We start from the raw sequence: 23,348 nt of genomic DNA, 5'->3' as shown, positions 1-23,348 counted from the left end.
ATTCCCAGTCTCCGTCACATTGCAGAATGCCTCAATAAGGAACGCGGGAGTTAGTCTAGCACGCGGGCTTCATCTTCCAGCATCACCGGGATCCCGTTGCGGATTGGGAAGGCCAGATTGGCGGCGCGCGAAATCAGCTCCTGTGCAGATGCGTCATATTCCAGAACCGTCTGGGTGCGCGGACAGACCAATGCCTCCAGCATCCGGCGATCAAAGGAGGCCGCCATGGCATCGGTGGAAGACGGTTCAGTGCTCATTGCAGAATTTCCTCATGCGAGCCGCCGCGCAGGGCAAACTCGATCAATGTGACCAGTGTTTCGCGCCTTGTGGCAAGGCAGGGCGCTTCGAGCAAGGCCTGTTTGTCCTCGGGATCGAAGTCGAGCATCATGGAGAGGGAATTGATCAAAAGCTCATCTTCAGCGTCCTTCAACGCATCCCAATCTGTCGACAAGTTGCGCGATTCGAAAAAGCGCTCGAGCAGGTCCAAAAATCCTGGTCGGTTGAAAGTTCCGTCGGCTTCAACTTTACCCAGGTCGCGGTTAAAATCGCTCCAGTCGACTTCGCATCGCCGATAGGGCGTGAATCCGTTCACCTCGGTCTTGATGCGGAAGCGCGATACGCCTGACAAAGTGATCAGGTAGCGCCCGTCCTCGGTTTCTGAAAACTGGGTCACACGCCCCGCACAGCCGATACTGTGGAGGGTGCTGTCTTCTGTTTTCGAGGGGAACGGCTGGACCATGCCGATCAACCGGTGCGACGTCTTGAATGCGTCCTCCAGCATTTGCAGGTAGCGCGGTTCGAAGATGTGCAGCGGTAGCCGTGCCCGAGGCAGCAATAGCGCCCCGGGTAGAGGAAACACCGGTAGGGTATCGGGCAGATCAGCGGCCTGTATCATGCTAGGGACTGTAGCGCTGACATTGCCTTAGGCAAATATGATAGAACTGAGTTTGCGCCGACCATTCAGAACAATCGGATCATTCGGTTTCAACGCATCAAAGATCGTGAACAGTTGGGCCTTTGCGGCGCCATCATTCCAGTCTTGATCCTTGCGGAACAGCGTCAGAAGTTCATCCACGGCGGCCTCTGCCTCGCCGGCGGCATGCAAGGCCTGCGCCAGATCAAACCGCGCCTGATGGTCTTCGGGATAGGCCTCCACGGTTGCGCGCAGTTCGGCCACCGGACCGGCATTTTCGGCCTGACGGGCGAGGGCGATTTGGGCATGGGCTGCCTCGATCTCTGCGGCGTCGGAAATCTCAGCGGGGGCGCCATTCAGCACAGCCTCTGCCTGATCCAGGTCGCCCATGGCAACATGGGCACGAGCCAGACCACCGTAAGCAGCTGCGTTTTTGTCATCTTCGCCCAAAACAGCGGCAAAGGTCTGTGCGGCATCTGCCACATCGCCGTCGGCCAACATCTGCTCTGCGGCTTCGATCGCATCGCCCAGACCGCCATCTGCGCTACCGCCGCCTGCTTCGATGGCGCGCTTGATGAACGCATCGATTTCGGATGGGGCCACAGCGCCCTGGAACATGTCAATTGGTCGACCTTGGACAAAGGCGACAACCGTAGGGATCGACTGCAGCGGCAAACCCTGCTGCGATAGCGCCTGCACCAGACGCTGGTTCTGATCCACGTCAATCTTTGCCATTGTGACCGCGCCTTTGGCTTTGGTCACGGCAGCCTCCAATGCGGGGCCAAGGGTCTTGCAGGGGCCGCACCAGGGCGCCCAGAAATCCACGATCACCGGCGCCTGCATTGAGGCATCGACGACATCCTGCATGAATGTTGCCTCGGTCACGTCTTTGACCAGATCACCTGCGGGGGCCATATCTCCCGCGCCGCCAAGAATATCGATCATGCGCTTGCTCTCCATTTCGAACTTGCCCCCTATATGAAAGCTGGCCGCCCAGAAACCAAGGGTCGATCTGCGCAAAGCCTATAGACGTTTCGCAATCACGAGGGTTTCACGGGCGCTGAATACCTGGCAGTGGGGGCAGCAGCATTGTCCTATCGTGAAGGACAGAGTGTTTCCGCCGAAACCCTGTCGCGGATTCGACATTTTCCCTTGTGGCAGAGTATCATGAGGCGATAGGAACAGCATTCATGCTTAGAACGCGCGCGAAATATAATCTGGGACAGGTTGTCCGCCATCGCAAACACCCTTTTCGCGGTGTCGTGTTCGATGTCGATCCTGAATTTGCCAATACAGAAGAATGGTATGAGGCGATCCCCGAGGACAGCCGTCCCGTGAAGGATCAGCCTTATTACCATCTGCTGGCAGAGAACGATCAGACATATTACGTGGCGTATGTGTCTGAACAGAACCTGATTGCGGATTATTCCGGCGAACCTGTGGGCCACCCTGATATCCCCGAGATGTTTGGCAGTTTTGACGACGGCAGCTATGCGTTGCACTATCAGCTAAACTAGGGTCGGTGCCGTTGGGGGATTGGATCTCCGCAACAGCACATGCGGCTGCGAAGATCACTATTCTTTCTGATGATCGGCTGCCGAGAGCGGGTCAATACCCGAGGGCGCAGCCATCCTTGCGTGCGTCACTGGCGCCTTCCAGAATTCCCGAACTGTGAATCTGAATCGCCTGAGCACCGCCAATCGCTGTCTCCGGGATCGTAACGTTATGGCCCAAATCGGCGAGCTCTTGACGCACCGCATCGCTATAACCTCGTTCGACCTTCAGCTGGCCAGCATCCGCAAAGGCACGGGGCATATCGATTGCTGCTTGTGGATCCATCCGGAAATCCGTCAGGTTGGACACAAACCGCGCGTGCCCATTGGGCTGATACGCCCCGCCCATCACGCCGAACGGCATGGTCACAGCGCCCTCTTTGCGCAGCATTCCGGGGATGATGGTGTGCATCGGACGCTTGCCTCCTGCCAACATATTGGGGTGGCCCTCCTCCAAGGTGAAACCGGCGCCCCGGTTCTGTAACAGGATGCCGAATTTATCAGAGGCAATTCCCGACCCGAAGCCATGGAAGATCGAATAAATCAGCGAGACGGCCATGCGGTCCTTGTCCACCACGGTGATATAGATGGTGTCCTTGTGCACCGCTTCGCTCAGTGGGGCGGCGGCAACCATTGCCCGTTTCGGATTGATCAACTCCGCCAGCCGGGCTGCCGTTTCAGGGGCCAGCATATGATCCAATCGGTTGGTGTGTTCGGCATCGGCAATAAACCGATTGCGCGCATCATAGGCCAACTTCGCCGCCTCAGCCTCAATATGGACCCGCTCAGCACCTAAGGGGTTCATCCCGGCGATGTCGAAATGTTTGAGAATATTCAGCATCAGAATGGCAGTGGCACCCTGGCCGTTGGGCGGATGCTCAACCAGATCGATATCGTGGTAATTTCCAGAAACGGGAAGGGTCAGCTCGGCCTTGGTGTTGGCAAAATCATCCGCGCTTTGAACGCCGTCACGCGCCTGCAACGCAGCTATCATATCCTCAGCAATTTCGCCGGTATAAAAGGCATCGCGGCCGTCCTTGGCAATCCGACGCAGCACTTCAGCCTGCCCTGCTGCGCGAAACATCTGGCCAATTTTCGGTGGTGTACCATCAAAGAGGTAGTGGTCGCGGGCACGGCCTTGCAGGGTCCCCGCATCACTTTGCCAGTCAAAGGCCACGCGTGGGGCAACCGGTACCCCCGCCTCGGCATAGTGGATGGCGGGTGCAAGGAGCGTATCCAGTCCAAGCCGCCCTTCCGTATCGGAGAGCGTGCAGAAGGCATCAACCGCACCGGGTATGGTAACCGCATGTGCGCTGGTCAAGGGGACGGTCGCCAGCCCGCTCGCCCGCAGCCCTGCCGCATCTGCGGCCGCCGCCGCACGCCCGGAACCGTTCATCGCCTGAACCGCTGCGCCGGGGCGTGAATAAAGAACAAAGCAATCGCCGCCGATCCCGGTCATCTGCGGTTCGCATATGCCAAGCAATACGGCGCCCGCGATTGCGGCATCCATGGCATTGCCACCTCGCTTGAGGATGTCAACCGCAACGCCCGCTGCCAGTGGATGAGATGTGGCGCAGAGGCCATTTTCAGCGAATACAGCTGATCGCCCAGGGAAATGAAAATCGCGCATGATGCCTCCTGTGATTGGAAGCCAGATTAGATCGCGCAGAGGCAAAGGCAACGACAAAGCGCTTATCAATGCTGATGGGGCGGGTGGGGCGTTTGGGAGGGTGCATCACAAACTGGCGATCTGCGTAAGATCCTGTGCTTGTGAATTTTGGGCGTCAAGTCACGCACTGCTTGGTTGCCTGTCAGGCTGCCCCTCGTGTCCGCGCGTGCTGTTCAGGCGCTGTTGGCGTTGCGCATCTTGATTTCGAAGCAGAGCGAGAGATTGTTGCCTGTGTCGTCGCGCTTGTACTGCACGTCGGAGGTAAGCTCCCGGATCAGCAACCAGCCAAAGCCGCCCTCAGGCAACTGATCGGCATCAACAGTTAGATCATGTGGCGTGCCCATGGGCAGTTCGTCGTTCTTGAAGGGGGCGCCACCGTCACCAATGGAAATCCACAGCTGGTCAGGGTGCAAGTTGCAGCGGATACGTACGTCACCGATGTCCATACCTGCGTAGGCATGTTCGACAACGTTGTTCACGGCCTCGGTAAGAGCGATCTGCACCTCGTCCACACGGGGGGCCGGGATCCCCATAGTGCGCAGCCGCGCGACAACATCCTGTACGCCTGATCGGGCATCCAGTTCTGTAGCCGTGAACGTGCAGGAAAAGGTTTCTACCATAGTCTTTGCGCTCCGCGTAACAAACACGCGTTGGTTCAAGAATCGATTTGGGTTGCGGTTGTCGCATCGCCCAGCGACGCATATAAATCAAAAACAGTATCCATTCGCGTCAGTCGAAACACTTTGTCGACCATCGGCGTCAACCCCGCGAGGTCCAGTTTTCGTCCCTGACCGAGTTGCTTCATGGCCGCTACAATAGCACCCAGCCCGCTGGAATCGATGAATTTCACCTCAGACAGGTCGAGAATGACACGATCAGGTCCGTTTTCGGTGGTCGCGCGCATATCTTCTTTGAATTGGATGGCCATGGCCGCATCAATGCGCTCGGCATTGACGGTCACGATCTGAGTGCCATCGGATGTTGTGCTGGTCAGGCTCATAAGTGTCCCCGCGTCAATATGTGTTGACGATCAGCCTAGACGCCAATCCTTACGATTTTGTATGCACTATTTCGACATTAGGAGGAATATTCGATGAAAACTGTTGTGATCGCGGGCGCTGCCCGCACCCCGATGGGCGGATTTCAGGGGATGTACGATGGCGTCCCAGCCGCCGAGCTGGGCGGCGCTGCAATGCGCGCCGCACTTGCGGGGGCAGGGGCCACCACTGTCGATGAAGTCCTGATGGGGTGTGTTTTGCCCGCGGGCCAGGGGCAGGCCCCAGCGCGGCAGGCAGGGTTCGCAGCTGGCTTGGGCGAAGAAGTGCCGGCCACCACGCTGAACAAAATGTGCGGCTCCGGCATGAAAGCGGCGATGGTGGCCTATGATCAGATCTCGTTGGGTCAGGCGGACACCATGATTGCGGGCGGCATGGAGAGCATGACAAATGCACCATATCTGCTGCCAAAGATGCGCAATGGCGCGCGGCTTGGGCATGGGCAGGTGGTCGATCATATGTTCCTGGATGGGCTCGAAGACGCTTATGACAAGGGCCGCCTGATGGGCACCTTTGCCGAGGAGTGTGCGGAGACCTATCAGTTCACGCGGGAGGCGCAGGATGAGTACGCGCTGACATCATTGTCCAATGCGCTGGCAGCACAGGAAAGCGGTGCCTTTGATAACGAGATCGCGCCGGTTACTGTCAAAACCCGCAAGGGCGAGACTGTTACGGATGCGGATGAGCAGCCCAAATCAGCACGCCCGGACAAGATCCCGACGCTGAAACCGGCCTTCCGCAAGGATGGCACTGTGACTGCCGCCAATGCTTCGTCGATTTCGGATGGCGCCGCCGCATTGCTGCTGGCCTCACAGGATGCTGCGGAAGCGCAAGGCCTGACCATACGCGCCCGTATCATGGGGCATGCCAGTCACGCCCAGGCGCCGGGGCTCTTCACAACCGCTCCTGTTCCAGCAGCACAAAAGCTGATGGCGCAGCTCGGCTGGACCGTTGGCGATGTGGATCTTTGGGAGGTGAACGAAGCCTTCGCCGTCGTGCCCATGGCTTTCATGCATGAAATGGGGTTGCCGCGTGACAAAGTGAACGTCAACGGCGGCGCCTGTGCTTTGGGTCATCCGATCGGAGCCTCCGGGGCGCGTATCATCGTGACATTGCTGAACGCATTGGAAAAACGCGGCCTGAAGCGCGGCATCGCAGCCATTTGCATTGGTGGCGGTGAGGGTACGGCCATCGCGATTGAGCGCATGTGATTATCACCTTTCAAAAAATACTCTCGGGGGTGAATTGACCGACAGGGCAAGAGGGGGCAGACAGCCCCCTCAGCGACGTTGAAGGAGGGCTACCCATGCAGGTCGACTACGAAACACTGGCCAAGACCATCACTGCTTTGACCGAGGGCGAGACCGACGAGGTCGCGCTGATGGCCACCGTGGCCTGCGAAGTGCATCACAGTGATGAGCGGTTTGACTGGACCGGGTTTTATCGGGTGGTGGCACCGGAATTGCTGAAGATCGGCCCGTATCAGGGTGGTCATGGCTGCCTGCAGATCCCGTTCTCCCGGGGGGTCTGCGGCGCAGCGGCCCGGACCGGCGAGGTGCAGCTGGTGGCCGATGTCGAGGCGTTTCCTGGCCACATCGCTTGCGCTTCTTCGACGCGCTCTGAGTTGGTGTTGCCAGTCTGGAACGGTGATGGAGCATTGATCGGGGTTTTTGACATCGACAGCGACCAGCCCGAGGCTTTTACTGGGAATGATGCAGAACAGATCGCTGCGATGCTGAAGCGGGTCTTCGCTCCAAGCTGATTCGCAGTGGCAGGGGCTTTGCCCCTCGGCCCTCAGGGCCTCACCCCAGAGTATTTACGGAAAGATGACAGAGCCCGGCGCCTATAGTGTGCTGGGCTTTTGTATATAAAGTGATGTTCGTGAAAAAATCCTTGGAAATTTCATGAATACATTGCATCGTGAAAAATGAGCGGCAATTTTCACAGGTGCTATGTGACGGATCAATCTCCACAACCCGCAAGCCTAGGGGCTGATTTGCGTGCCTTGCGCAAGGCGCGAGGCGCAACACTTGCAGATCTCGCGGCGCGTTTAGGTCGGTCTGTCGGTTGGCTGAGCCAGGTTGAGCGGGATATGTCGGAACCGTCGATTTCGGACCTCCGCGAAATTGCAAAGGCTTTGAACGTGCCGATGTCGATGCTGTTTGCCCATTCGGCGGCGCCGGCCGCAGAGCAGGGGTATATCGTCCGTGCGGGAGCGCGTCGCCCGATGGGGTCTGGTGAGGAAGGCCTGATGGAGGAGTTGCTGTCACCGGATCTGACCGACGATTTCGAGATGGTGCATTCCACCTTTCGCCCGCATTCTCGAATGCAGGTCCCGGCGGATCGTCCGACACAGGAGGTCGGCTATATGATTGCCGGGCAATTGGACCTGGTGATCGGGGGCCGCAGCTTCACCGTTGGGCCGGGTGACAGCTTCCGGATCAAGGAAGAAGCCTATCAATGGGCCAACCCCTATGATGTGCCTGCTGTGGCCGTCTGGGTTATCGCGCCGCCGGTGTATTGATGAGTTTTGACGCCTGGACCCTCTTTGCTGTGTTTTGGGTGGTCTTCGTCACCACACCCGGACCAAATGCCGTGAATTGCATTTCCAATGGAATGAGCTTGGGGTTCTGGCGGGCGATGGTCGGCGTTCTGGCCATTCTGACACAGGCAACCCTGTTTCTGCTGCTGTCGGCGATCGGCGTGACGGCTCTGATTGCAGCGTCGCCGAGTGTGTTTCTGATTGCCAAGCTGATCGGGGCGGCATTCCTGATCTATCTGGGCGTGCGCGGATGGCGCAACGCCACACGGCCAACTCCGGCAGTGGAGCGACCTGCGCGCCATGTCTATCTGCATGCTCTGGCTGTGGCGGTGATCAACCCTAAGAGCGTTGCCGGATATCTCGCAGCGTTTTCGCAATTTGTCGAACCAAGCGTGCCAATCTGGGATCAGATGCTGGTGATCATGCCCACCGCGCTGATCCTCACAACGCTGAGCTATACTGGATTCACGCTGCTTGGTGTTGCGATGGGTCAGGCGGCGATGAAAGCGGTCTTCAACCTGTGGATCCGGCGTCTTCTGGCCATTTGTTTCATTGTCTACGGGGTGCTCTTGGGTTCGACCAGCGTGCCTGATCTGGAGGGTGCGCGATGATCAAGGGATCTTGCCTGTGCGGTGACGTTGGTTTTGAAACCGCCGCAGAACCGAGCGGCGCATCGATGTGCCATTGTACCCAATGTCGCAAGCAATCGGGCGGCATCTGGGCCTCCGCACAGGTGCGTGACGTGGACCTCATGATCACGGGCCCGGTCCGCTGGTTTGAGGCAACATCGCTGGCCAAACGCGGCATCTGCCCGCGATGCGGCTCCTTCCTGTTCTGGAAGGCCATGGACGAAGACACCATCAGCTTTGCACTGGGCGCTGTCGACGGGAACACCGGTCTCAGCGTCGAAAAGCACATCTTCACCGCCTCCAAGGGCGACTACTACGACATTGCGGACGGTGTGCCGCAAGAGGACTGACGACGAGGGAGGCATCATGTCTGATTTTCCAACAAAGGCCCGTGTGGTCATCATCGGCGGCGGTGTCGTCGGTTGTTCAGCGCTTTATCATCTGGCCAAGAAAGGCTGGGCGGATTGCGTGCTGCTTGAGAAGAATGAGCTGACTGCAGGCTCCACATGGCACGCGGCGGGCAATGTCCCGACCTTTTCGACGTCCTGGGCGATCATGAACATGCAGCGCTACTCGACCGAACTATATGCGGGTCTGGGGGAGGAAGTCGATTATCCGATGAACTACCACCAGTCCGGGTCCATCCGTCTGGCACATACCAAGGAACGGATGCAGGAGTTCGAACGCGCCTGTTCCATGGGCCGGTATCAGGGCATTGAGATGGAGATGTGGACACCTGATCAGGCCAAGGAGCATTACCCGTTTCTGGAGACCCACGATCTGGAAGGGGTGCTTTATGATCCCACCGATGGAGATATCGATCCGGCACAGGTGACGCAGGCGCTGGCCAAAGGTGCGCGCGACATGGGAGCCAGGATTATCCGCTTCTGCCCGGCAACGGGTGTGACGCAGAAGGAAGACAAAACCTGGATCGTGCACACCGATAAGGGCGACATCGAATGTGATTATGTGGTGAATGCCGCAGGTTACTATGCCCAGCGGGTGGGTGAATGGTTCAAGGACTATGGCGGTCGTACGGTGCCGATGATGGTAATGTCGCACCAGTATCTGCTAACCGAGCAGATTCCGGAAATCGAAGCCTGGAGCAAGGAGCACGGCAAAAAGCTACCGCTGATCCGTGACGTGGATGTCTCCTATTACCTGCGTCAGGAGAAGAACGGCTATAACCTTGGCCCCTATGAGCCGAACTGCCGAGGTCACTGGATGACCGATGATGACAAGATGCCGGACGACTTCTCGTTCCAGCTCTGGTCAGACGATCTGGACCGGATCGAGGATATCGTGACCGACGCCATGGACCGTGTGCCGCTGATGGCCACCTCCGGTGTGTCCAGCGTGATCAACGGCCCGATCCCCTATGCGCCCGATGGCCTGCCGCTGATCGGCCCGATGCCGGGCGTCGATAACGCGTTTGAGGCCTGCGTCTTCACCTTTGGCATCGCCCAGGGCGGTGGTGCTGGCAAGGTGCTGGCGGAATGGATCGTCGATGGTCAGACTGAATGGGACATGTGGGCGGTCGATCCGCGCCGCTACACCGACTACACCGATCAGGATTACTGCGACCAGAAAGGTATGGAAGTCTACGGCAACGAATATGCCATGCACTTCCCGCACCACGAATGGCCCGCCGCCCGCGACAAGAAGGTCAGCCAGGTTCATACCAAGATCAAAGAGTTGGGAGGTGTCATGGGCGCCTATAACGGCTGGGAGCGCGCCAACTGGTTCGCGCAGCCGGGCGATGATACGTCTGAGGACGCCACTCATACCTGGGGTCGTTCCGGCCCGTGGCAGCAGCGGATCAAGGAAGAATGCGAAGCCGTGCGCGATGGTGTTGGCGTGCTGGATCTGCCGGGCTTCTCTCGCTTTAATCTGAGCGGCGCAGGTGCCGCCGAATTCCTGCGCGGCTTGGTCACCGGCGGGCTGCCCAAGGTGGGCCGGATGAACCTTGTCTATTTTTCCGATGATCGCGGTCGCATCCTGACGGAGATGTCCTGCATGCGTCACGGTGAGGATCACTTCACCATGATCACCGCAGGCTCGGCCCAGTGGCATGATTTTGAGATCTTGAAGAAGGCTCTACCCGCTGGTCTCAGCTTGACGGATCACACCACGGAATGTGCGACGATGATTGTGACGGGCCCGCAATCGCGGGAGCTGCTGGCGGATATCTCCGACGCCGATCTGTCGCTTGGCTGGCTGACCCATCAGGAAGCCACCGTTGCAGGCAAACCCGCCTTCCTGGCGCGGGTGTCCTATGCCGGTGAGCTGGGCTGGGAGGTCCATTGCGCCAACGCACATCAGACTGACATTTACGCAGCGCTGATCGAAGGCGGCGCCAAGCCGTTCGGCATGTATGCGCTGAACTCGCTGAGGATCGAGAAAGGCTATCGCACGTGGAAAGGTGACCTCAGCACCGATTATTCGCTGCTGGAAGGGGGGCTTGAGCGGTTTGTCAAACTGGACAAGCCGCAAGACTTCCCGGGCAAGGCCGCGATCCAGAGTGAAAAACAGCAGGGCGTCAAGAAATCCTTTGTTACTCTGATCGTTGAGGCTGGCGATGCGGATGCGCCTTATATGTCCTGCATTTGGAAGGATGGCGAGATTGTCGGCGAGACCACTTCCGGCGATTGGGGGTATCGCGTGAACGCCTCAATCGCGCTGGGCATGGTGCGCCGTGATGTCGCGGTGCCGGGCACCGAGCTGGAGGTTGAGATCTATGGAGAGAAATACCGCGCTGTAGTTCAGGAAGACAAACCGCTGTGGGATCCGGACAATGACCGGCTCCGCGCCTGAGACTTCAGTGGCCACCGGAGGGGCACCCCCGGGGGGACGTCAGTGGCAGGTTGATATCATCCTGACGGAAGGCTTTGTGCTCACTGAGTTTTCCGCTGTGGTGGAGCCCTTGCGGTTGGCCAATCGTGTGCTCGCCCAACCACCGTTCTCCTGGACTATGCGCTCTGCTGGGGGCGGTCAGGTCGGATGCCGCGCCGGCGCCTTTGTCGAGACGGAGCCTTTCGCGGCAAAAGCAGATGCCAACTGCGTGTTTGTCTTGGGCAATACGGATCCCGACTGTCCAGAGCTGTCGATGGGATCGCTGATCCGCACCTACCGCACGCGCGGGGCCAAAGTCTATCTGCTGGCAGAGGCCGCCAGCCGGTATATCCGTGACAGTGGCAAGGACGGGGCCCAGCACACGACGCACTGGGAAAACACCAACTTGATGCGTGAACGCATTGGATTGTTCGACGCCAATTTTGCGCTGGCGAGTGAAGATGGGCAGGTGGTGACCTGTGCCGGGATGGGGGCGACGGTGGACATCGTTCTGGCCCTGATCGGACAGCTGACCACGGCAGCCGCGCAGGTGACGGTTGCGAATATCCTCTTGCATGACAAGGTACGGGACTTCGCGTCGTTGCAGCCGTTTTCGGGTGTGAAACCAACGATCACCGGCGATGCGGACCTTGATCAGGCCATTCACGTTATGCAGGAACACATAGAGGAACCGCTGCCGATCAATGAGATCGTTGACCATCTCGGGATTTCGACCCGGTCGCTGGAACGCAAGTTCAAGACCTTTCTCGGCACGACACCCAATGGCTTCTACCGGGAGATGCGTTTGAATAAGGCCAATAACCTCTTGCTGAATACCACGATGAGCGTGCGCGAAATCGGTTTAGCCTGCGGGTTCTCCAATGGGTTTTCGACCCTGTATAAGGCGTTTTTTGGCATGACACCCTTCGCTCTGCGCAAATCACGGCGCGTGTCTCAGTCACGTCAGCAGCGTCGAAAATCCACAGGATAGCGGTGGAGAATAGAGGGTGCAGACTGGCGTTTTTGATGCATTTGTTGTCGCCTTGATGTGGCAGGATCCGGCCATGCAGTTCGTCCAGTCAAGTTCAGGAGGCACATGATGAGCGATCTTCCCAACAAGGCCCGCGTGGTCATCATCGGCGGCGGCGTGATTGGCTGCTCGGTCGCCTATCACCTGACCAAACTTGGCTGGAAGGACGTTGTGCTGCTGGAGCGTAAACAGCTGACCTCGGGCACGACCTGGCACGCCGCGGGTCTGATCGCCCAACTGCGCGCGACCGCCAACATGACCAAGCTGGCAAAATACAGCCAGGAGCTTTACGGCGCGCTGGAAGAGGAAACAGGCGTTGCCACCGGGTTCAAACGCTGCGGCTCGATCACCGTAGCTCTGACCGAAGAGCGCAAGGAAGAGATCTTCCGCCAGGCTGCCATGGCGCGCGCATTCGGTGTCGAGGTTGAGGAAATCTCCCCCAAGGAAGTGAAAACCCGCTATGAGCACCTGAATGTCGGCGATGTGACTGCAGGCGTGTGGCTGCCAAAAGATGGGCAGGGGGATCCGGCCAACATCGCGCTGGCCCTGGCCAAAGGCGCCCGCCAGCGCGGCGCGCTGGTCAAGGAACGGATCAAGGTCACCGGCATCTCCAAGGAGGGCCGCCGTGTCACCGGCGTCGACTGGGCTAGCGATGATGGCCAGTCGCAGGGCCACATTGAGGCCGACATGGTGGTGAACTGTGCGGGCATGTGGGGCCATGAAGTTGGCCGCATGGCGGGCGTCAACGTGCCGCTGCACGCCTGTGAACACTTCTACATCGTGACCGAAGGCATCAAGGGCCTGACCCAGATGCCGGTATTGCGTGTTCCGGACGAATGCGCCTACTACAAAGAAGACGCAGGCAAAATCCTGCTGGGCGCGTTTGAACCGAACGCCAAACCCTGGGCGATGAACGGTATCCCCGACACATTCGAATTTGACCAGTTGCCCGAGGATTTCGACCACTTCGAACCCATTCTGGAAGCCGCCTGCAACCGGATGCCGATGCTGGCCGAGGCGGGCATCCACACCTTCTTCAACGGGCCTGAGAGCTTCACCCCGGATGACGCCTACCACTTGGGCCTGGCGCCGGAGATGGATAATGTCTGGGTCGCGGCAGGCTTCAACTCAATCGGCATCCAGTCGGCGGGCGGCGCTGGTATGGCGCTGGCGCAGTGGATGGAAGACGGCCAGAAACCGTTCGACCTTGGCGACGTGGACATCTCCCGCATGCAGCCGTTCCAGGGCAACAAGCACTACCTGTACGAACGCTCCAAGGAGACGCTGGGCCTGCTCTACGCCGACCATTATCCCTACCGACAAAAGGCCACCGCTCGTGGCGTGCGCCGCACCCCGTTCCACCATCACTTGCTGCAGCAGGGCGCGGTGATGGGCGAAATCGGCGGCTGGGAGCGTGCCAATTGGTTCGCCAACGAAGGCCAGGAGCGCGAATACCAATACAGCTGGAAACGCCAGAATTGGTTCGAAAACTCGGCAGCTGAACACAAGGCTGTCCGCGAAAATATCGGCATGTACGACATGTCCTCCTTCGGCAAGATCCGCGTCGAAGGCCCGGATGCCGAAACCTTCCTGAATTACATCTGCGGCGCCAATCTCAGCGTTCCGGCGGGCAAGATCGTCTATACCCAGTTCCTGAACGCCCGCGGCGGCATTGAGGCCGATGTGACTGTCACCCGCCTGTCGGAGACCGCCTATCTGGTGGTGACCCCTGCGGTGACCCGTCTGGCAGATCAGACCTGGATGATGCGTCATGTGGGCGACTACCGGGTTGTGATCACCGATGTGACCGCAGGCGAGGGTGTGCTGGCCGTTATGGGTCCAAACGCCCGCAAGTTGCTGCAAAAAGTGTCGCCCAATGACTTCTCCAACGCGGTGAACCCCTTTGGCACCGCGCAGGAAATCGAGCTGGGTATGGGGCTGGCCCGTGTTCACCGCGTGACCTATGTGGGCGAACTCGGCTGGGAGATTTATGTCAGCGCGGATATGGCAGGCCACGCGTTTGAGACATTGCATGAGGCGGGTCAGGATATGGGGCTGAAGCTGTGCGGCATGCATATGATGGACAGCTGCCGGATCGAAAAGGGCTTCCGCCACTTTGGCCACGACATCACCTGCGAGGACAATGTGATCGACGCTGGCCTGGGCTTTGCGGTGAAAACCGACAAGGCGGATTTCATCGGTAAATCCGCAGTGTTGGCCCGCAAAGAGACCGGCCCCAAGAACCGCATGGTCCAGTTCAAGCTGACCGACGCCGAACCGCTGCTTTTCCACAATGAGCCGATCATTCGTGACGGCGAATATGTGGGTTACCTCAGCTCCGGCAACTACGGGCATACGCTGGGTGCCGCCATCGGTATGGGCTACGTGCCGTGTGAGGGCGAAAGCGCGGCTGATGTGCTCGGCTCAAGCTATGAGATTGACGTCTGCGGTGTGAAGGTGAAGGCCGAGGTGTCGCTGAAGCCGATGTATGACCCGAAATCAGAGCGGGTGAAGCAATAGAAACGCCCGATCTTGTGACATGATATAACGCGTCATAGGGGAAGATGCGTGCGATAATCGCGCATCCTCCCGGCAGCCTAGAGTAAAGCTGCCGCCCAACGATGACATCAACACCTTTGGCAATATCCCCCCCTGTTCATTGTCGGCCGACCTGTCATAAACCCGGCTCAGGGAGATTTTACGATGACGCCGCAGCCTGAGAACAAAGACACGCCACAGGGCCTCGCCTTTGCCGTTTCCGCCTATCTGATGTGGGGCTTTCTGCCACTCTATATGAAGGCGCTGGCGCATATGCCGGCAGCGGAAGTGGTGGCCCATCGGGTGATCTGGTCAGTGCCTGTTGCGGGTGTTCTGCTCATCATTCTGCGGCGGACCCGCGACCTGCGCGCGGCACTTACCTCCCCGAAAGTGTTGATGATGGGCGCGGTAACAGCAGCACTGATTTCGGTGAATTGGGGCATCTATGTCTGGTCCATCGCGACCGGCCATGCGTTGGATGCGGCTCTTGGCTATTATATCAACCCGCTGTTCAGCGTTATGCTTGGTGCTGTGCTGCTGGGCGAGCGGCTGTCACCTGCCCAATTGGTCGCGATCGGTTTGGCAGCACTGGCGGTATTGGTGCTCGCCCTGGATGCGGGTCGGCTGCCTTGGGCGGCGATTGGGCTAACGCTCAGCTGGGGCTTTTACGCCTTTTTCAAGAAATCCCTACCGGTTGGTCCCAATCAGGGCTTCATGTTGGAGGTTTTGATCCTAACGCCCCCTGCATTGGTGTATTTGGCCTATCTGACGGTCACGGGCGGTGCCCATTTTGGCGGCGACTTCAGCGATACCGCGCTGTTGCTGGGGTGTGGTGTGGTGACGGCGGTGCCGTTGATCACCTATGCCAATGGCGCCAAACTGCTGCGCCTATCCACGATCGGTATCCTGCAATATATCGCGCCCACCATGATCTTTCTGGCGGCGGTCTTTGTCTTTGGCGAGGAGTTCGGCCGCGCGCGGATGATCGCCTTCCCGATGATCTGGCTCGCGCTGGTGATCTATTCCGCTTCTCTGCTGCGCCAGATGCGTCGCGCCTGACGGATCGGAAGGCCCCGACAGTTCGGCGTTGATTGTCTGTGCCAGCGTGTCAGCCCAAAGCGCATAAGCCGTGGCCGAAGGGTGGTACCCGTCTCGTGCGGCCAGCGTTGGATCGGGTGGCAGTGTAAAGGGCAGGTGAATAATGTTTGGATCTTTCGCGGCCAGCTTGGCCAGAACTTGGTCCAGCCGCGTCGCATGCCGGCCCAGCACCCAGGCCAGCGGGTTGGGAAGAGCGGGAAAATCCGCCATCGGCGGGACACCGGCCAGGATCACCAGCGTGACTCCAAATCGGTCACGCAGTAGTCGGATCAGGGCTGACTGTTCCATGTGAAACCGTCGCCGTCGTGTAAGCCGCGTCACATCATTCACCCCAAGCGCCAAGACAGCGACGTCGAATGTCTGTGGTGGCAATGCGCGGACCCGCGCCAGTGCATCAGCGCTGCGATGTCCGGTTGTCGCCTCCAATCGCCAGGTCAGATGCCGCCCTTCGGCCAGTTTCGTGGTCAGTTGGCCGCAAAGCGCGTCATCCTGCCGACCGACACCAACCCCTGCGGCGGAGCTGTCGCCGACAATCAACAGACGCAGGGGGGCGCCACGCCCCATCTGTCCAAACCGCGGTCCCCAAGGTTCAGGCAGGCGCAGGGCCCTGCGCCGTACGTTGACCACCTGCACGACCAGCAACGGTAGCAGTACGATCCGGGCGATATGGTCCAGGCCGATCAGCTGAGCGCCGATTGATAGTGCAGAAACCTGGGATCCGAGGTGACCCGCGCCATGATTGCGTCCCGCAAGATCCCGATGCTTTTGTAAGGGCGCATCACCACTTCGAACTGAGCAATCAGCCCGTCTGAATTCAGGGTGATCAGATCAACGCCGACCGCGTCGAATTCGCCGATCTTGCATTGGAATTCCAACGCCCAGTCATCGCTATCTCCCATGATGCGACGATAGCGGAAATCGCTGAAAACTTGACCGACATGCCCCAGAATGGCCGCGACCGGTGCGCGACCTGTCCAGGTTTCCCAGTAGGTTGGTGGCAGAAACTGCACGTCTTCGGCCAGGAGATCTGCAATCTGACTGTCATCACCCTTGGCGACGACCTCTTGCAGCCTGCTGATGGTTGGATGAGTCATGCGTCACCTTTCAGACCAGGGAGCCCGCGGACGGGGCGGATGTGAAGATGTCACCACCCTGCCGCTCTACCCAAGCGCCGACAAGCGCGACGTCGCGATACCTTGCCCTGCAGGCAACGGGCCGCTAGGGACGCGGGCATGACAGTTTCTAGCGACTACACTCCGCCGAAGGATCCCCTGGACATCCTGCATCACGATGCCCAGCTCCTAGTGGTGAACAAGCCCCATGGTCTGCTCAGCGTGCCGGGGCGGGGGGAACATCTTGCGGATTGTCTGCTGAGCAGGCTGCAGGCTGCCTTTCCGGAAGCGCTTTTGGTGCACCGACTTGACCGCGATACCTCCGGTGTGATGGTTTTCGGCGTCTCTCCACATGCGCAGCGGCATCTGTCCATGCAGTTTGAAAAGCGCAGCGCGAAGAAAGCCTATGTCGCGCGGGTTGACGGTCGGCTTGAACCGCGCAGCGGCACCGTAGATCTGCCGCTCATCGTGGACTGGCCCAATCGTCCGCGCCAGATGGTCTGCCATGACACTGGCAAAGAAGCCGTGACCGACTGGCGGGTGATGAAGTACGAAGACACCGCAACCCGCGTGCGCCTGACGCCCAAAACCGGGCGGTCGCATCAGCTGCGGGTACATATGCTGTCTCTAGGCCACGCGATTCTGGGCGATCCGCTTTATGCAGCGGGGCGCGCGCTGGATCACCCGCGTATGATGCTGCATGCAGAAGAGCTGCGGATCAAACATCCTGACAGTGGTGAATCGATGAAGTTTCGCGTCAAGGCTCCGTTCTGAGGTCGGCCCTACCTAAACGCTAATACGCAGCCAGTCTGGCGGCAGAATATCGGGATTGTTCAGTTTCGGATCGCCGAACCATTTGGCGGGACCAGCCACGCGGCGGTCCGGTGTCTGGTTCAGCCAGGCCGCCCACCAGGAGAACGAACTGTTGCCGATGATGTTGTGTTTGCACAGGCTCATCAGGCGCATGTCCTCATAGTCGGTATCAGCGCCGTTGAAATCCACCACCACCTTGTCACAGGGCAGAGGGAGATTTTCCTTGGCCCACTGTGGATCATCCGAGAAGACATAGACCGTTGGATGTCCCTCCAACCCGTCCAGAACCTTCGCCAGTGCGGCCTCGTAATAGGCTTGATCGCAAAGCACATGCGCGGCGAGGGTCAGATAGTCCCCCCGCCGTACGTGCAGCGAAATTGCATTGGTTTCGTGGATGCGGGCCGCCATCTCCGCGTTCTGCTGATTTGCATACTCAGGGAAGGTGAAGTCGCGCCGAATGCGTTCGGCACTTTGTGCGAAATAGCGCTCGCTCTGCCAGTAGCCGTGCAGGTAACTGTTGTCGCCCCAGTCCGCGAAACCCGGATTGTAGCCCAGGCCTGCCTCCCGGCGCAGCTTCGGTCCGGCGCCGAGATGCTGGCCCAAACTGCGCCATAGCGCATAACCAAGCGGAGCACGTTGGCGCAACGGCGGCAGGATATCCGGTGTCGCCAGATCAAGATCGAAGACGCGCGTCAGCACGCCCTCACCGCGCAGCTCGGCGCCGCGACTGTCAAGCGCAACTGATACACCTAGCCGATCCGCCAGCGCACGCCCGGCAGCGTATTGGAACATCTGGTTGCCCAGTCGGCCATGCAGGCGGGTGATGATCATGGTTGGTCCCTCGGAGCGCTATACCGCGTTGATAGGCGCCATCGACCGCCATGACCAGTCCCGGTCAGGTTCATCCGCCGGATCGCGCCTGCCAGTCGCTGTAGCTTGCAACGCCAAAATCCATATCTGGGTCGTCGGTCATTGGTGCCAGAAACTCAATCGAGTGTCCGTCCGGATCCTTGAAGTAGACCGACAGCGCGGGCATCCAGCCCAGCACCACCGGTTCTGTCGTCGGGGACCCGTGAAAATCAAGCGGCGTGATCCCGGCATCAGACAGCCGGTCGCAAATGCCATCAAGTGCTGAGACCGTGGTGCGAAACGCCATGTGCAACCGCATACCCATCGGGCCGGCACCGCCGGTCCAGAGCCCAAGCATCCCCTGAGATTGCCCGCCGACCCAGTAGAAAGCGACCTGCCGTTCGGGTAGGTGACGCGCAAGTTCCAAGCCTATGGTCTCCCCATAAAAGGCCATTGAAACCTCAAGGTTTTTCACCGGCAGGTGGGTTTCGTAAATACCGGTCAAGGTGGTGTTGATACCGGGTTTGACGGCGGGGACAGGCTTCTGATGGATCATTCGGTGTCTCCTTTGAACAATCGTTTTTCCCACCCTGCGAGCTCAAGTCAGGTTTAGATCAAGGGGTAAATGACCTCCCCGGTTTTTTCTTTTGATGCGGCTTGGACGTGGCCACTTTCAATCAGCAGGGCTGATAGACAGCCACTCAACCACAGACACGAGGTGGCAAGGGTCTTGACCACGGCGGGTGGAAGGGCCTAAGGCTGAGGCAGGGCCGGGGCCCTGCCGCTCGCGGTCAACACGACCATGGTGAACCCCCGTCAATAGAATTCCTGTCTTTCGCCCATCGATGTGATGCGCCAATGGCAATGCGGGCTCCATGTTTTCGGCGCATCTTGTTGATTGGACAAGAGGCAAGAATGACGACCAACCCAGAAGACCTCCCCACCGTCGGGAGCCTGAAACAACAGGCCCGCAATCTGCGACAGCAGTTGCAGGCCCGCAATCTCACCCTGTCACATAGCGCCGCGCTTGAGATGGTGGCCCGGCAATATGGCTATAAAGATTGGAATACGATCAGTGCCAAGGCGGACAGACCGCGTCCGAATATTCCGCAGCAGACCCTGCGTGTCGGGCAGACCCTGCGGGGCAGCTACCTTGGTCAGGCCTTCACCGCTGAGCTGCGCGGGCTGCAGGTCTTTGGTGAAGGCGCGCGCCGACGTGTGACCCTGCATCTGGAAGAGCCGGTGGATGTGGTGAAATTCGACAGTTTCTCCGCAATGCGTCAGCGGATCAGCGGCACCATTGGGTGGGACGGACGCTCGGTTGAGCGGACCTCGGATGGTGTGCCTCAGCTGGTTCTTGATCTGCCTGATTGGAGCCGTTTCACCTGAAATCAGCGCAAAAATAGCAAAGAGCCGCCCTGATGGGCGGCTCTTGTCGTCGGGTTCGCAGATTGGTGTGGGGCGTTACTCGTCGGCCCAGCCACCGACGGCTTTGACCTCCAGGAAATCCTCGATCCCCCAGCTGCCGCCCTCGCGGCCATTGCCGGATTGTTTCATGCCCCCAAACGGCGAGCCAGCGGAACGCGACTTGCCGTTCATCTCGATCATGCCGGCGCGCAGCTTGCGGGCCATGCGGTTGGCACGGGCGGGATCCTGTGTCTGCACATAGTTGGTCAGGCCATAGGGCGTGTCATTGGCGATCTCGATTGCGTCCTCTTCGCTCTCGAAGGGGATAATCGACAGCACCGGGCCAAAGATCTCTTCGCGGGCGATGGTCATATGGTTGTTCACGTCGGCAAAGACGGTTGGCTTGACATAGAAGCCTTGGTTCAAGCCATCGGGGCGACCGGTGCCGCCTGCTACCAATCGGGCGCCTTCGTCGATGCCTTTCTGGATCAGATCCTGGATCTTGCCCCACTGCAGCTCGTTGACCACTGGGCCGATATGGCGACCTTCGCTGGAGGCAGGGCCGACCTCTACCTTGTTGGCAACAGCGGCGGCCTCTTCGACGGCTTTGTCGTAGATGCCCTTCTGAACCAGCATACGACTTGGCGCGTTACAGCTTTGGCCGGTGTTGTTCATCATATGCAGCACGCCGCGCTTGACCGCTTTCTCGTCGGCATCGTCAAAGATCACATTGGCGCCTTTGCCACCAAGCTCCAGATGAACCTTCTTCAGGGTATCTGCCGCGGCCTTGGAAATGGCAGTGCCGGCGCGGGTCGAGCCGGTGAAGGACACCATGTCCACATCGGGATGGCTGGACAGCTGGGTGCCCACGCCGGTGCCGTCACCGTTCACCAGATTGAAGACACCAGCAGGGAAGCCAGCCTCGTCCATCATTTCGGCAAAGATCATCGCGTTGAGCGGGCTTTGCTCCGAAGGTTTCAGAACCATGGTGCAGCCCGCGATGGCTGCGGCGCCAACCTTCAGCGTGACCTGGTTCATCGGCCAGTTCCATGGCGTGATCAACGCAGCGACGCCTACAGCCTCATGGATGATGCGATCGTTGGGGGCATGGTCGCCCAAAGGAGCATCGAAGGAAAACGCCTTCGCCGCCTTGATGAAGTTGCGCAGATGCCAGCTGCCTGCGCCTGCCTGCTGAGTGCGGGCCATGTCGATGGGCGCCCCCATCTCGACGCTCATCGCCTGCGCCAGATCTTCGGTGCGGCTCTCGTAGACTTCGATCAGCTTTTCGACCAGCGCGATACGATCTTCAACCGGTGTCGCCATCCAACCCGGCAGGGCGGCCTTGGCTGCTGCGACAGCGGCATTGGTATCCGCAGCATCGCCCAGGGAAATGACGGCACAGGGGGCCTCGGTCGAGGGGTCGATCACTTCGAAATCATTGGGTGCAGCAGGGGCGACCCATTGGCCGTTGATGTAAAAATCACGTTTCTCGATCATCTGTCGATCTCCCAGGTATCAGGGTGTGACGGGGCAAAACCCCGCAATTGGCCGACACTCTGTCACCGGTGTTTCTGATGGGCAAGGGGGGAATGAATAATTTGATCAAATCATAGAAATGGACAAAAATCCGCCATTTTACCGCTGTTTTGGGATGGCTGCGCGGTCTCATCGATTGACGTACACGTATGTCCCGGACGGGTCAGATTTGCGCGTGGGTTAATCTTTTCGGCTGCTTGCACCCGATCAAGGGTTTAACCTGCGCGTTGAGTGGTTAGGTTATCTACCAGAGAACAATTATTTGACAGCAGAGGAGAGACCCATGGGTTTGCGTATCAATGATGTGGTTCCGGATTTCACCGCAGAAACCGATCAGGGCACCGTCTCGTTTCATGATTGGATCGGCGACAGCTGGGCGATCCTGTTTTCCCACCCCAAAGATTTTACACCTGTCTGCACCACGGAGTTTTCGGCTGTGGCGCAGCTGGCTGACGAATGGGCAGCCCGCAATACCAAGGTGATCGGTGTGTCCGTTGACGGTGTCGAGGATCACAAGAAATGGAAAGGTGACATCGAAAGCTACGGCAAGGCCAGCGCGGGCTTTCCGATCATTGCCGATGAAGGACTGGCCGTCTCCAAGGCCTTCGACATGCTGCCTGCTGAGGCCTATCTCCCCGATGGCCGCACCCCTGCAGACAGTGCCACTGTGCGCTCTGTCTTCATCATCGGTCCGGACAAGCAGTTGAAGCTGTCAATGACCTACCCGATGACCGTGGGACGTAACTTTGCCGAAATCCTGCGCGCTCTGGACGGTCTGCAGATGTCGGGCAAAGGCGTTGCGACGCCTGCGAACTGGGTGCCCGGCGAAGATGTGATTATCCCGCCAAGCGTGTCGAATGAGGACGCCAAAGCCAAGTTCGGTGAGTTCGAGACGATCTTCCCCTATCTGCGCAAAACCAAGGCGCCGGAATAACCGACTGAAGCATCCAAACGGGGGCGTCGTGCCCCTGTGAACTGACCGTTGTGGAAAAGGGGCCGACCGGCCCCTTTTTCTATGGCTCCACTACGAGTGTTTTTGTGGGCGCAGGGCGACTTGGCTCCGGTAGAGTGCGCGTTTCACTTCACGCGCGATCTTTCCTCCTGTGGGGCGCGACTGGATGGTTGAGCCCCCCAATGCCTCCGTCAGTTCTGATGCACCATTGGGCCAGATGGTGTGGACCATTTGCCCATGGATCCAGTGCATCTGGAGAAAGGTATCAACCGGACGGTCCAGCGTCTCCGTGGCAGCCAGTAGACGCGCCGCCGCGGCTTTTCCCACCATCTGCGCGACGGTTTGCAATCCGATGCGTCTTGGCAGGAACAGGCGCGCTTCGCCCTCGGTCGCGATAAGCTGCGTCGCGGTTTCGCGGTGTTTGGCAGGCAGCCGGAAAAAACTCTCGGTGGTGGCGTGATTTTCGGCCAATGCGATGGCATCGCGCCAGATCCCCAGATCCAAGGCAAGATCGTCCTCGACGATCAGGCCGAACTCATCAGCGCTGTCGACGATCTTCTGCCAGCATTTGCGGTGGGACAGGAAACAGCCGATCTCCCCAGCCCTCAGCGCAAAGGGGTAACGTGGCTGGTGCAGGTCGCCATTGCGCACGGTGATCCCGCCTGCCTCCAGAACCGCGCGGCCGTTGACCGCCTCAATGACCTCCGGCTGTGGCAGCTCCGTCATCAGCCGTGCCACATTTGGGGCGCGTTTCTGATCACCTGCCATATGAATGATATAGGATCGCATAAGCCAGAGGTAGCGATCTTGCCCAGCGGTG

General features: G+C 59.1%; 24 protein-coding genes and 1 pseudogene. 13 read left to right on the top strand and 12 right to left on the bottom strand.

The genetic code is table 11. The annotated features are described in order from the left end of the window. Window positions 1–50: 50 nt before the first annotated feature. The 3 genes from phaeop14_RS15495 to phaeop14_RS15485 are packed head-to-tail and all read right to left on the bottom strand — an operon-like array spanning window position 51 to window position 1,858. The gene (locus tag phaeop14_RS15495) at window positions 51–257 is read right to left on the bottom strand and encodes a Trm112 family protein (protein WP_040170111.1); all 207 of its coding nucleotides are present in this window, start codon (window positions 255–257) and stop codon (window positions 51–53) included. Beyond that, a complete protein-coding gene (locus tag phaeop14_RS15490; RefSeq protein WP_096790036.1) occupies window positions 254–895 on the bottom strand; it encodes an LON peptidase substrate-binding domain-containing protein in 642 nt (213 codons plus the stop codon). The genes phaeop14_RS15495 and phaeop14_RS15490 overlap by 4 nt, the downstream gene beginning before the upstream one ends. A 27-nt stretch (window positions 896–922) precedes the next feature. After that, window positions 923–1,858 (bottom strand): tetratricopeptide repeat protein, encoded by a 936-nt coding sequence (locus tag phaeop14_RS15485; RefSeq protein WP_040170274.1) that lies wholly within the window; start codon window positions 1,856–1,858, stop codon window positions 923–925. A gap of 245 nt (window positions 1,859–2,103) precedes the next feature. Here phaeop14_RS15485 and hspQ point away from each other — a divergent pair, with 245 nt between their 5' ends. Continuing rightward, the gene (hspQ, locus tag phaeop14_RS15480; RefSeq protein WP_014876215.1) at window positions 2,104–2,430 is read left to right on the top strand and encodes a heat shock protein HspQ; all 327 of its coding nucleotides are present in this window, start codon (window positions 2,104–2,106) and stop codon (window positions 2,428–2,430) included. Window positions 2,431–2,521: 91 nt separating this feature from the next. Here hspQ and phaeop14_RS15475 read toward each other — a convergent pair whose 3' ends face one another. From phaeop14_RS15475 to phaeop14_RS15465, 3 genes are all read right to left on the bottom strand, one after another. Continuing rightward, window positions 2,522–4,096 carry a gamma-glutamyltransferase family protein gene (locus phaeop14_RS15475; RefSeq protein ID WP_096790035.1) on the bottom strand — a complete coding sequence of 525 codons (1,575 nt, stop codon included), beginning with the start codon at window positions 4,094–4,096 and terminating at the stop codon, window positions 2,522–2,524. Window positions 4,097–4,308: 212 nt separating this feature from the next. Further along, window positions 4,309–4,755 (bottom strand): ATP-binding protein, encoded by a 447-nt coding sequence (locus phaeop14_RS15470; protein ID WP_040170116.1) that lies wholly within the window; start codon window positions 4,753–4,755, stop codon window positions 4,309–4,311. Between the two features lie 35 nt (window positions 4,756–4,790). After that, window positions 4,791–5,135 carry an STAS domain-containing protein gene (locus phaeop14_RS15465; protein ID WP_040170118.1) on the bottom strand — a complete coding sequence of 115 codons (345 nt, stop codon included), beginning with the start codon at window positions 5,133–5,135 and terminating at the stop codon, window positions 4,791–4,793. 93 nt (window positions 5,136–5,228) lie between these two features. Here phaeop14_RS15465 and phaeop14_RS15460 point away from each other — a divergent pair, with 93 nt between their 5' ends. From phaeop14_RS15460 to rarD, 9 genes are all read left to right on the top strand, one after another. Continuing rightward, window positions 5,229–6,401 (top strand): thiolase family protein, encoded by a 1,173-nt coding sequence (locus tag phaeop14_RS15460; protein WP_096790034.1) that lies wholly within the window; start codon window positions 5,229–5,231, stop codon window positions 6,399–6,401. Between the two features lie 95 nt (window positions 6,402–6,496). Continuing rightward, window positions 6,497–6,952 (top strand): GAF domain-containing protein, encoded by a 456-nt coding sequence (locus tag phaeop14_RS15455; RefSeq protein WP_040178795.1) that lies wholly within the window; start codon window positions 6,497–6,499, stop codon window positions 6,950–6,952. A gap of 165 nt (window positions 6,953–7,117) precedes the next feature. Next, window positions 7,118–7,714, top strand: coding sequence for a helix-turn-helix domain-containing protein (locus phaeop14_RS15450; protein WP_369808849.1), 597 nt, complete (start codon window positions 7,118–7,120; stop codon window positions 7,712–7,714). After that, complete coding sequence (locus tag phaeop14_RS15445; protein ID WP_040170123.1) at window positions 7,714–8,343, top strand: LysE family translocator; 630 nt, start codon at window positions 7,714–7,716, stop codon at window positions 8,341–8,343. The genes phaeop14_RS15450 and phaeop14_RS15445 overlap by 1 nt, the downstream gene beginning before the upstream one ends. Next, window positions 8,340–8,711, top strand: coding sequence for a GFA family protein (locus phaeop14_RS15440; protein ID WP_096790033.1), 372 nt, complete (start codon window positions 8,340–8,342; stop codon window positions 8,709–8,711). The genes phaeop14_RS15445 and phaeop14_RS15440 overlap by 4 nt, the downstream gene beginning before the upstream one ends. 16 nt (window positions 8,712–8,727) lie before the next feature. Further along, window positions 8,728–11,175, top strand: a complete 2,448-nt coding sequence (locus phaeop14_RS15435; RefSeq protein WP_096790032.1) for a GcvT family protein — start codon at window positions 8,728–8,730, stop codon at window positions 11,173–11,175. Further along, complete coding sequence (locus tag phaeop14_RS15430) at window positions 11,156–12,184, top strand: GlxA family transcriptional regulator (protein WP_096790031.1); 1,029 nt, start codon at window positions 11,156–11,158, stop codon at window positions 12,182–12,184. The genes phaeop14_RS15435 and phaeop14_RS15430 overlap by 20 nt, the downstream gene beginning before the upstream one ends. 108 nt (window positions 12,185–12,292) lie before the next feature. Further along, window positions 12,293–14,743: a GcvT family protein gene (locus phaeop14_RS15425; protein WP_096790332.1), complete on the top strand. Its 2,451-nt coding sequence runs from the start codon at window positions 12,293–12,295 to the stop codon at window positions 14,741–14,743. Window positions 14,744–14,926: 183 nt separating this feature from the next. Next, window positions 14,927–15,820 carry an EamA family transporter RarD gene (gene rarD, locus phaeop14_RS15420; protein WP_096790030.1) on the top strand — a complete coding sequence of 298 codons (894 nt, stop codon included), beginning with the start codon at window positions 14,927–14,929 and terminating at the stop codon, window positions 15,818–15,820. 108 nt (window positions 15,821–15,928) lie between these two features. Here rarD and phaeop14_RS15415 read toward each other — a convergent pair. Together phaeop14_RS15415 and phaeop14_RS15410 are read right to left on the bottom strand one after the other, a co-directional pair. Beyond that, window positions 15,929–16,423, bottom strand: a pseudogene (locus phaeop14_RS15415) (SGNH/GDSL hydrolase family protein); the annotation flags it as partial. A gap of 116 nt (window positions 16,424–16,539) precedes the next feature. Beyond that, window positions 16,540–16,953, bottom strand: coding sequence for a nuclear transport factor 2 family protein (locus phaeop14_RS15410; protein ID WP_096790029.1), 414 nt, complete (start codon window positions 16,951–16,953; stop codon window positions 16,540–16,542). A gap of 138 nt (window positions 16,954–17,091) precedes the next feature. On the opposite strand from phaeop14_RS15410, the gene phaeop14_RS15405 reads away from it, so the two are divergent. Beyond that, window positions 17,092–17,745, top strand: coding sequence for an RluA family pseudouridine synthase (locus phaeop14_RS15405; protein ID WP_096790028.1), 654 nt, complete (start codon window positions 17,092–17,094; stop codon window positions 17,743–17,745). Window positions 17,746–17,757: 12 nt separating this feature from the next. Here phaeop14_RS15405 and phaeop14_RS15400 read toward each other — a convergent pair whose 3' ends face one another. Together phaeop14_RS15400 and phaeop14_RS15395 are read right to left on the bottom strand one after the other, a co-directional pair. Further along, window positions 17,758–18,615: an alpha-1,2-fucosyltransferase gene (locus phaeop14_RS15400; protein ID WP_040170139.1), complete on the bottom strand. Its 858-nt coding sequence runs from the start codon at window positions 18,613–18,615 to the stop codon at window positions 17,758–17,760. A gap of 70 nt (window positions 18,616–18,685) precedes the next feature. After that, window positions 18,686–19,189, bottom strand: coding sequence for a VOC family protein (locus tag phaeop14_RS15395; protein WP_096790027.1), 504 nt, complete (start codon window positions 19,187–19,189; stop codon window positions 18,686–18,688). A gap of 359 nt (window positions 19,190–19,548) precedes the next feature. Here phaeop14_RS15395 and phaeop14_RS15390 point away from each other — a divergent pair, with 359 nt between their 5' ends. Beyond that, on the top strand, window positions 19,549–20,022 hold the full coding sequence (locus phaeop14_RS15390) for a glyoxalase superfamily protein (RefSeq protein ID WP_040170142.1): 474 nt from the start codon (window positions 19,549–19,551) through the stop codon (window positions 20,020–20,022). A gap of 75 nt (window positions 20,023–20,097) precedes the next feature. Here the strand turns inward: phaeop14_RS15390 and phaeop14_RS15385 are convergent, their stop codons facing one another. Continuing rightward, entirely contained in the window at window positions 20,098–21,537 is a 1,440-nt protein-coding gene (locus tag phaeop14_RS15385) for an aldehyde dehydrogenase family protein (RefSeq protein WP_096790026.1), read from the bottom strand. Window positions 21,538–21,859: 322 nt separating this feature from the next. Between phaeop14_RS15385 and phaeop14_RS15380 the strand changes: the two genes are divergently transcribed. Further along, window positions 21,860–22,510 carry a peroxiredoxin gene (locus phaeop14_RS15380; RefSeq protein WP_024098686.1) on the top strand — a complete coding sequence of 217 codons (651 nt, stop codon included), beginning with the start codon at window positions 21,860–21,862 and terminating at the stop codon, window positions 22,508–22,510. Between the two features lie 90 nt (window positions 22,511–22,600). On the opposite strand, the gene phaeop14_RS15375 is transcribed toward phaeop14_RS15380, so the two are convergent. Then, window positions 22,601–23,296: a glycosyltransferase family 25 protein gene (locus phaeop14_RS15375; RefSeq protein WP_244905779.1), complete on the bottom strand. Its 696-nt coding sequence runs from the start codon at window positions 23,294–23,296 to the stop codon at window positions 22,601–22,603. Window positions 23,297–23,348 lie beyond the last annotated feature (52 nt).

This window comes from Phaeobacter piscinae (assembly GCF_002407245.1).
Lineage (GTDB): Bacteria > Pseudomonadota > Alphaproteobacteria > Rhodobacterales > Rhodobacteraceae > Phaeobacter > Phaeobacter piscinae.
The sequence above is the reverse complement of the archived record's forward strand: the minus strand, read 5'-3'. Positions and strand labels throughout refer to the sequence as shown.

What these genes read in the sequence shown, in the direction of transcription:
- phaeop14_RS15460 (WP_096790034.1), top strand. Translation starts at nt 5,229, where the DNA reads ATGAAAACTGTTGTGATCGCGGGCGCTGCCCGCACCCCGATGGGCGGA.
- phaeop14_RS15390 (WP_040170142.1), top strand. Translation starts at nt 19,549, where the DNA reads ATGACGACCAACCCAGAAGACCTCCCCACCGTCGGGAGCCTGAAACAA.
- phaeop14_RS15470 (WP_040170116.1), bottom strand. Translation starts at nt 4,755, where the DNA reads ATGGTAGAAACCTTTTCCTGCACGTTCACGGCTACAGAACTGGATGCC.
- phaeop14_RS15465 (WP_040170118.1), bottom strand. Translation starts at nt 5,135, where the DNA reads ATGAGCCTGACCAGCACAACATCCGATGGCACTCAGATCGTGACCGTC.
- phaeop14_RS15385 (WP_096790026.1), bottom strand. Translation starts at nt 21,537, where the DNA reads ATGATCGAGAAACGTGATTTTTACATCAACGGCCAATGGGTCGCCCCT.
- phaeop14_RS15405 (WP_096790028.1), top strand. Translation starts at nt 17,092, where the DNA reads ATGACAGTTTCTAGCGACTACACTCCGCCGAAGGATCCCCTGGACATC.
- phaeop14_RS15410 (WP_096790029.1), bottom strand. Translation starts at nt 16,953, where the DNA reads ATGACTCATCCAACCATCAGCAGGCTGCAAGAGGTCGTCGCCAAGGGT.
- phaeop14_RS15380 (WP_024098686.1), top strand. Translation starts at nt 21,860, where the DNA reads ATGGGTTTGCGTATCAATGATGTGGTTCCGGATTTCACCGCAGAAACC.
- phaeop14_RS15375 (WP_244905779.1), bottom strand. Translation starts at nt 23,296, where the DNA reads ATGGCAGGTGATCAGAAACGCGCCCCAAATGTGGCACGGCTGATGACG.
- phaeop14_RS15445 (WP_040170123.1), top strand. Translation starts at nt 7,714, where the DNA reads ATGAGTTTTGACGCCTGGACCCTCTTTGCTGTGTTTTGGGTGGTCTTC.
- phaeop14_RS15455 (WP_040178795.1), top strand. Translation starts at nt 6,497, where the DNA reads ATGCAGGTCGACTACGAAACACTGGCCAAGACCATCACTGCTTTGACC.
- phaeop14_RS15430 (WP_096790031.1), top strand. Translation starts at nt 11,156, where the DNA reads ATGACCGGCTCCGCGCCTGAGACTTCAGTGGCCACCGGAGGGGCACCC.
- phaeop14_RS15435 (WP_096790032.1), top strand. Translation starts at nt 8,728, where the DNA reads ATGTCTGATTTTCCAACAAAGGCCCGTGTGGTCATCATCGGCGGCGGT.
- phaeop14_RS15440 (WP_096790033.1), top strand. Translation starts at nt 8,340, where the DNA reads ATGATCAAGGGATCTTGCCTGTGCGGTGACGTTGGTTTTGAAACCGCC.
- phaeop14_RS15490 (WP_096790036.1), bottom strand. Translation starts at nt 895, where the DNA reads ATGATACAGGCCGCTGATCTGCCCGATACCCTACCGGTGTTTCCTCTA.
- phaeop14_RS15475 (WP_096790035.1), bottom strand. Translation starts at nt 4,096, where the DNA reads ATGCGCGATTTTCATTTCCCTGGGCGATCAGCTGTATTCGCTGAAAAT.
- phaeop14_RS15495 (WP_040170111.1), bottom strand. Translation starts at nt 257, where the DNA reads ATGAGCACTGAACCGTCTTCCACCGATGCCATGGCGGCCTCCTTTGAT.
- phaeop14_RS15395 (WP_096790027.1), bottom strand. Translation starts at nt 19,189, where the DNA reads ATGATCCATCAGAAGCCTGTCCCCGCCGTCAAACCCGGTATCAACACC.
- phaeop14_RS15400 (WP_040170139.1), bottom strand. Translation starts at nt 18,615, where the DNA reads ATGATCATCACCCGCCTGCATGGCCGACTGGGCAACCAGATGTTCCAA.
- phaeop14_RS15485 (WP_040170274.1), bottom strand. Translation starts at nt 1,858, where the DNA reads ATGATCGATATTCTTGGCGGCGCGGGAGATATGGCCCCCGCAGGTGAT.
- phaeop14_RS15450 (WP_369808849.1), top strand. Translation starts at nt 7,118, where the DNA reads ATGAGCGGCAATTTTCACAGGTGCTATGTGACGGATCAATCTCCACAA.
- rarD (WP_096790030.1), top strand. Translation starts at nt 14,927, where the DNA reads ATGACGCCGCAGCCTGAGAACAAAGACACGCCACAGGGCCTCGCCTTT.
- hspQ (WP_014876215.1), top strand. Translation starts at nt 2,104, where the DNA reads ATGCTTAGAACGCGCGCGAAATATAATCTGGGACAGGTTGTCCGCCAT.
- phaeop14_RS15425 (WP_096790332.1), top strand. Translation starts at nt 12,293, where the DNA reads ATGAGCGATCTTCCCAACAAGGCCCGCGTGGTCATCATCGGCGGCGGC.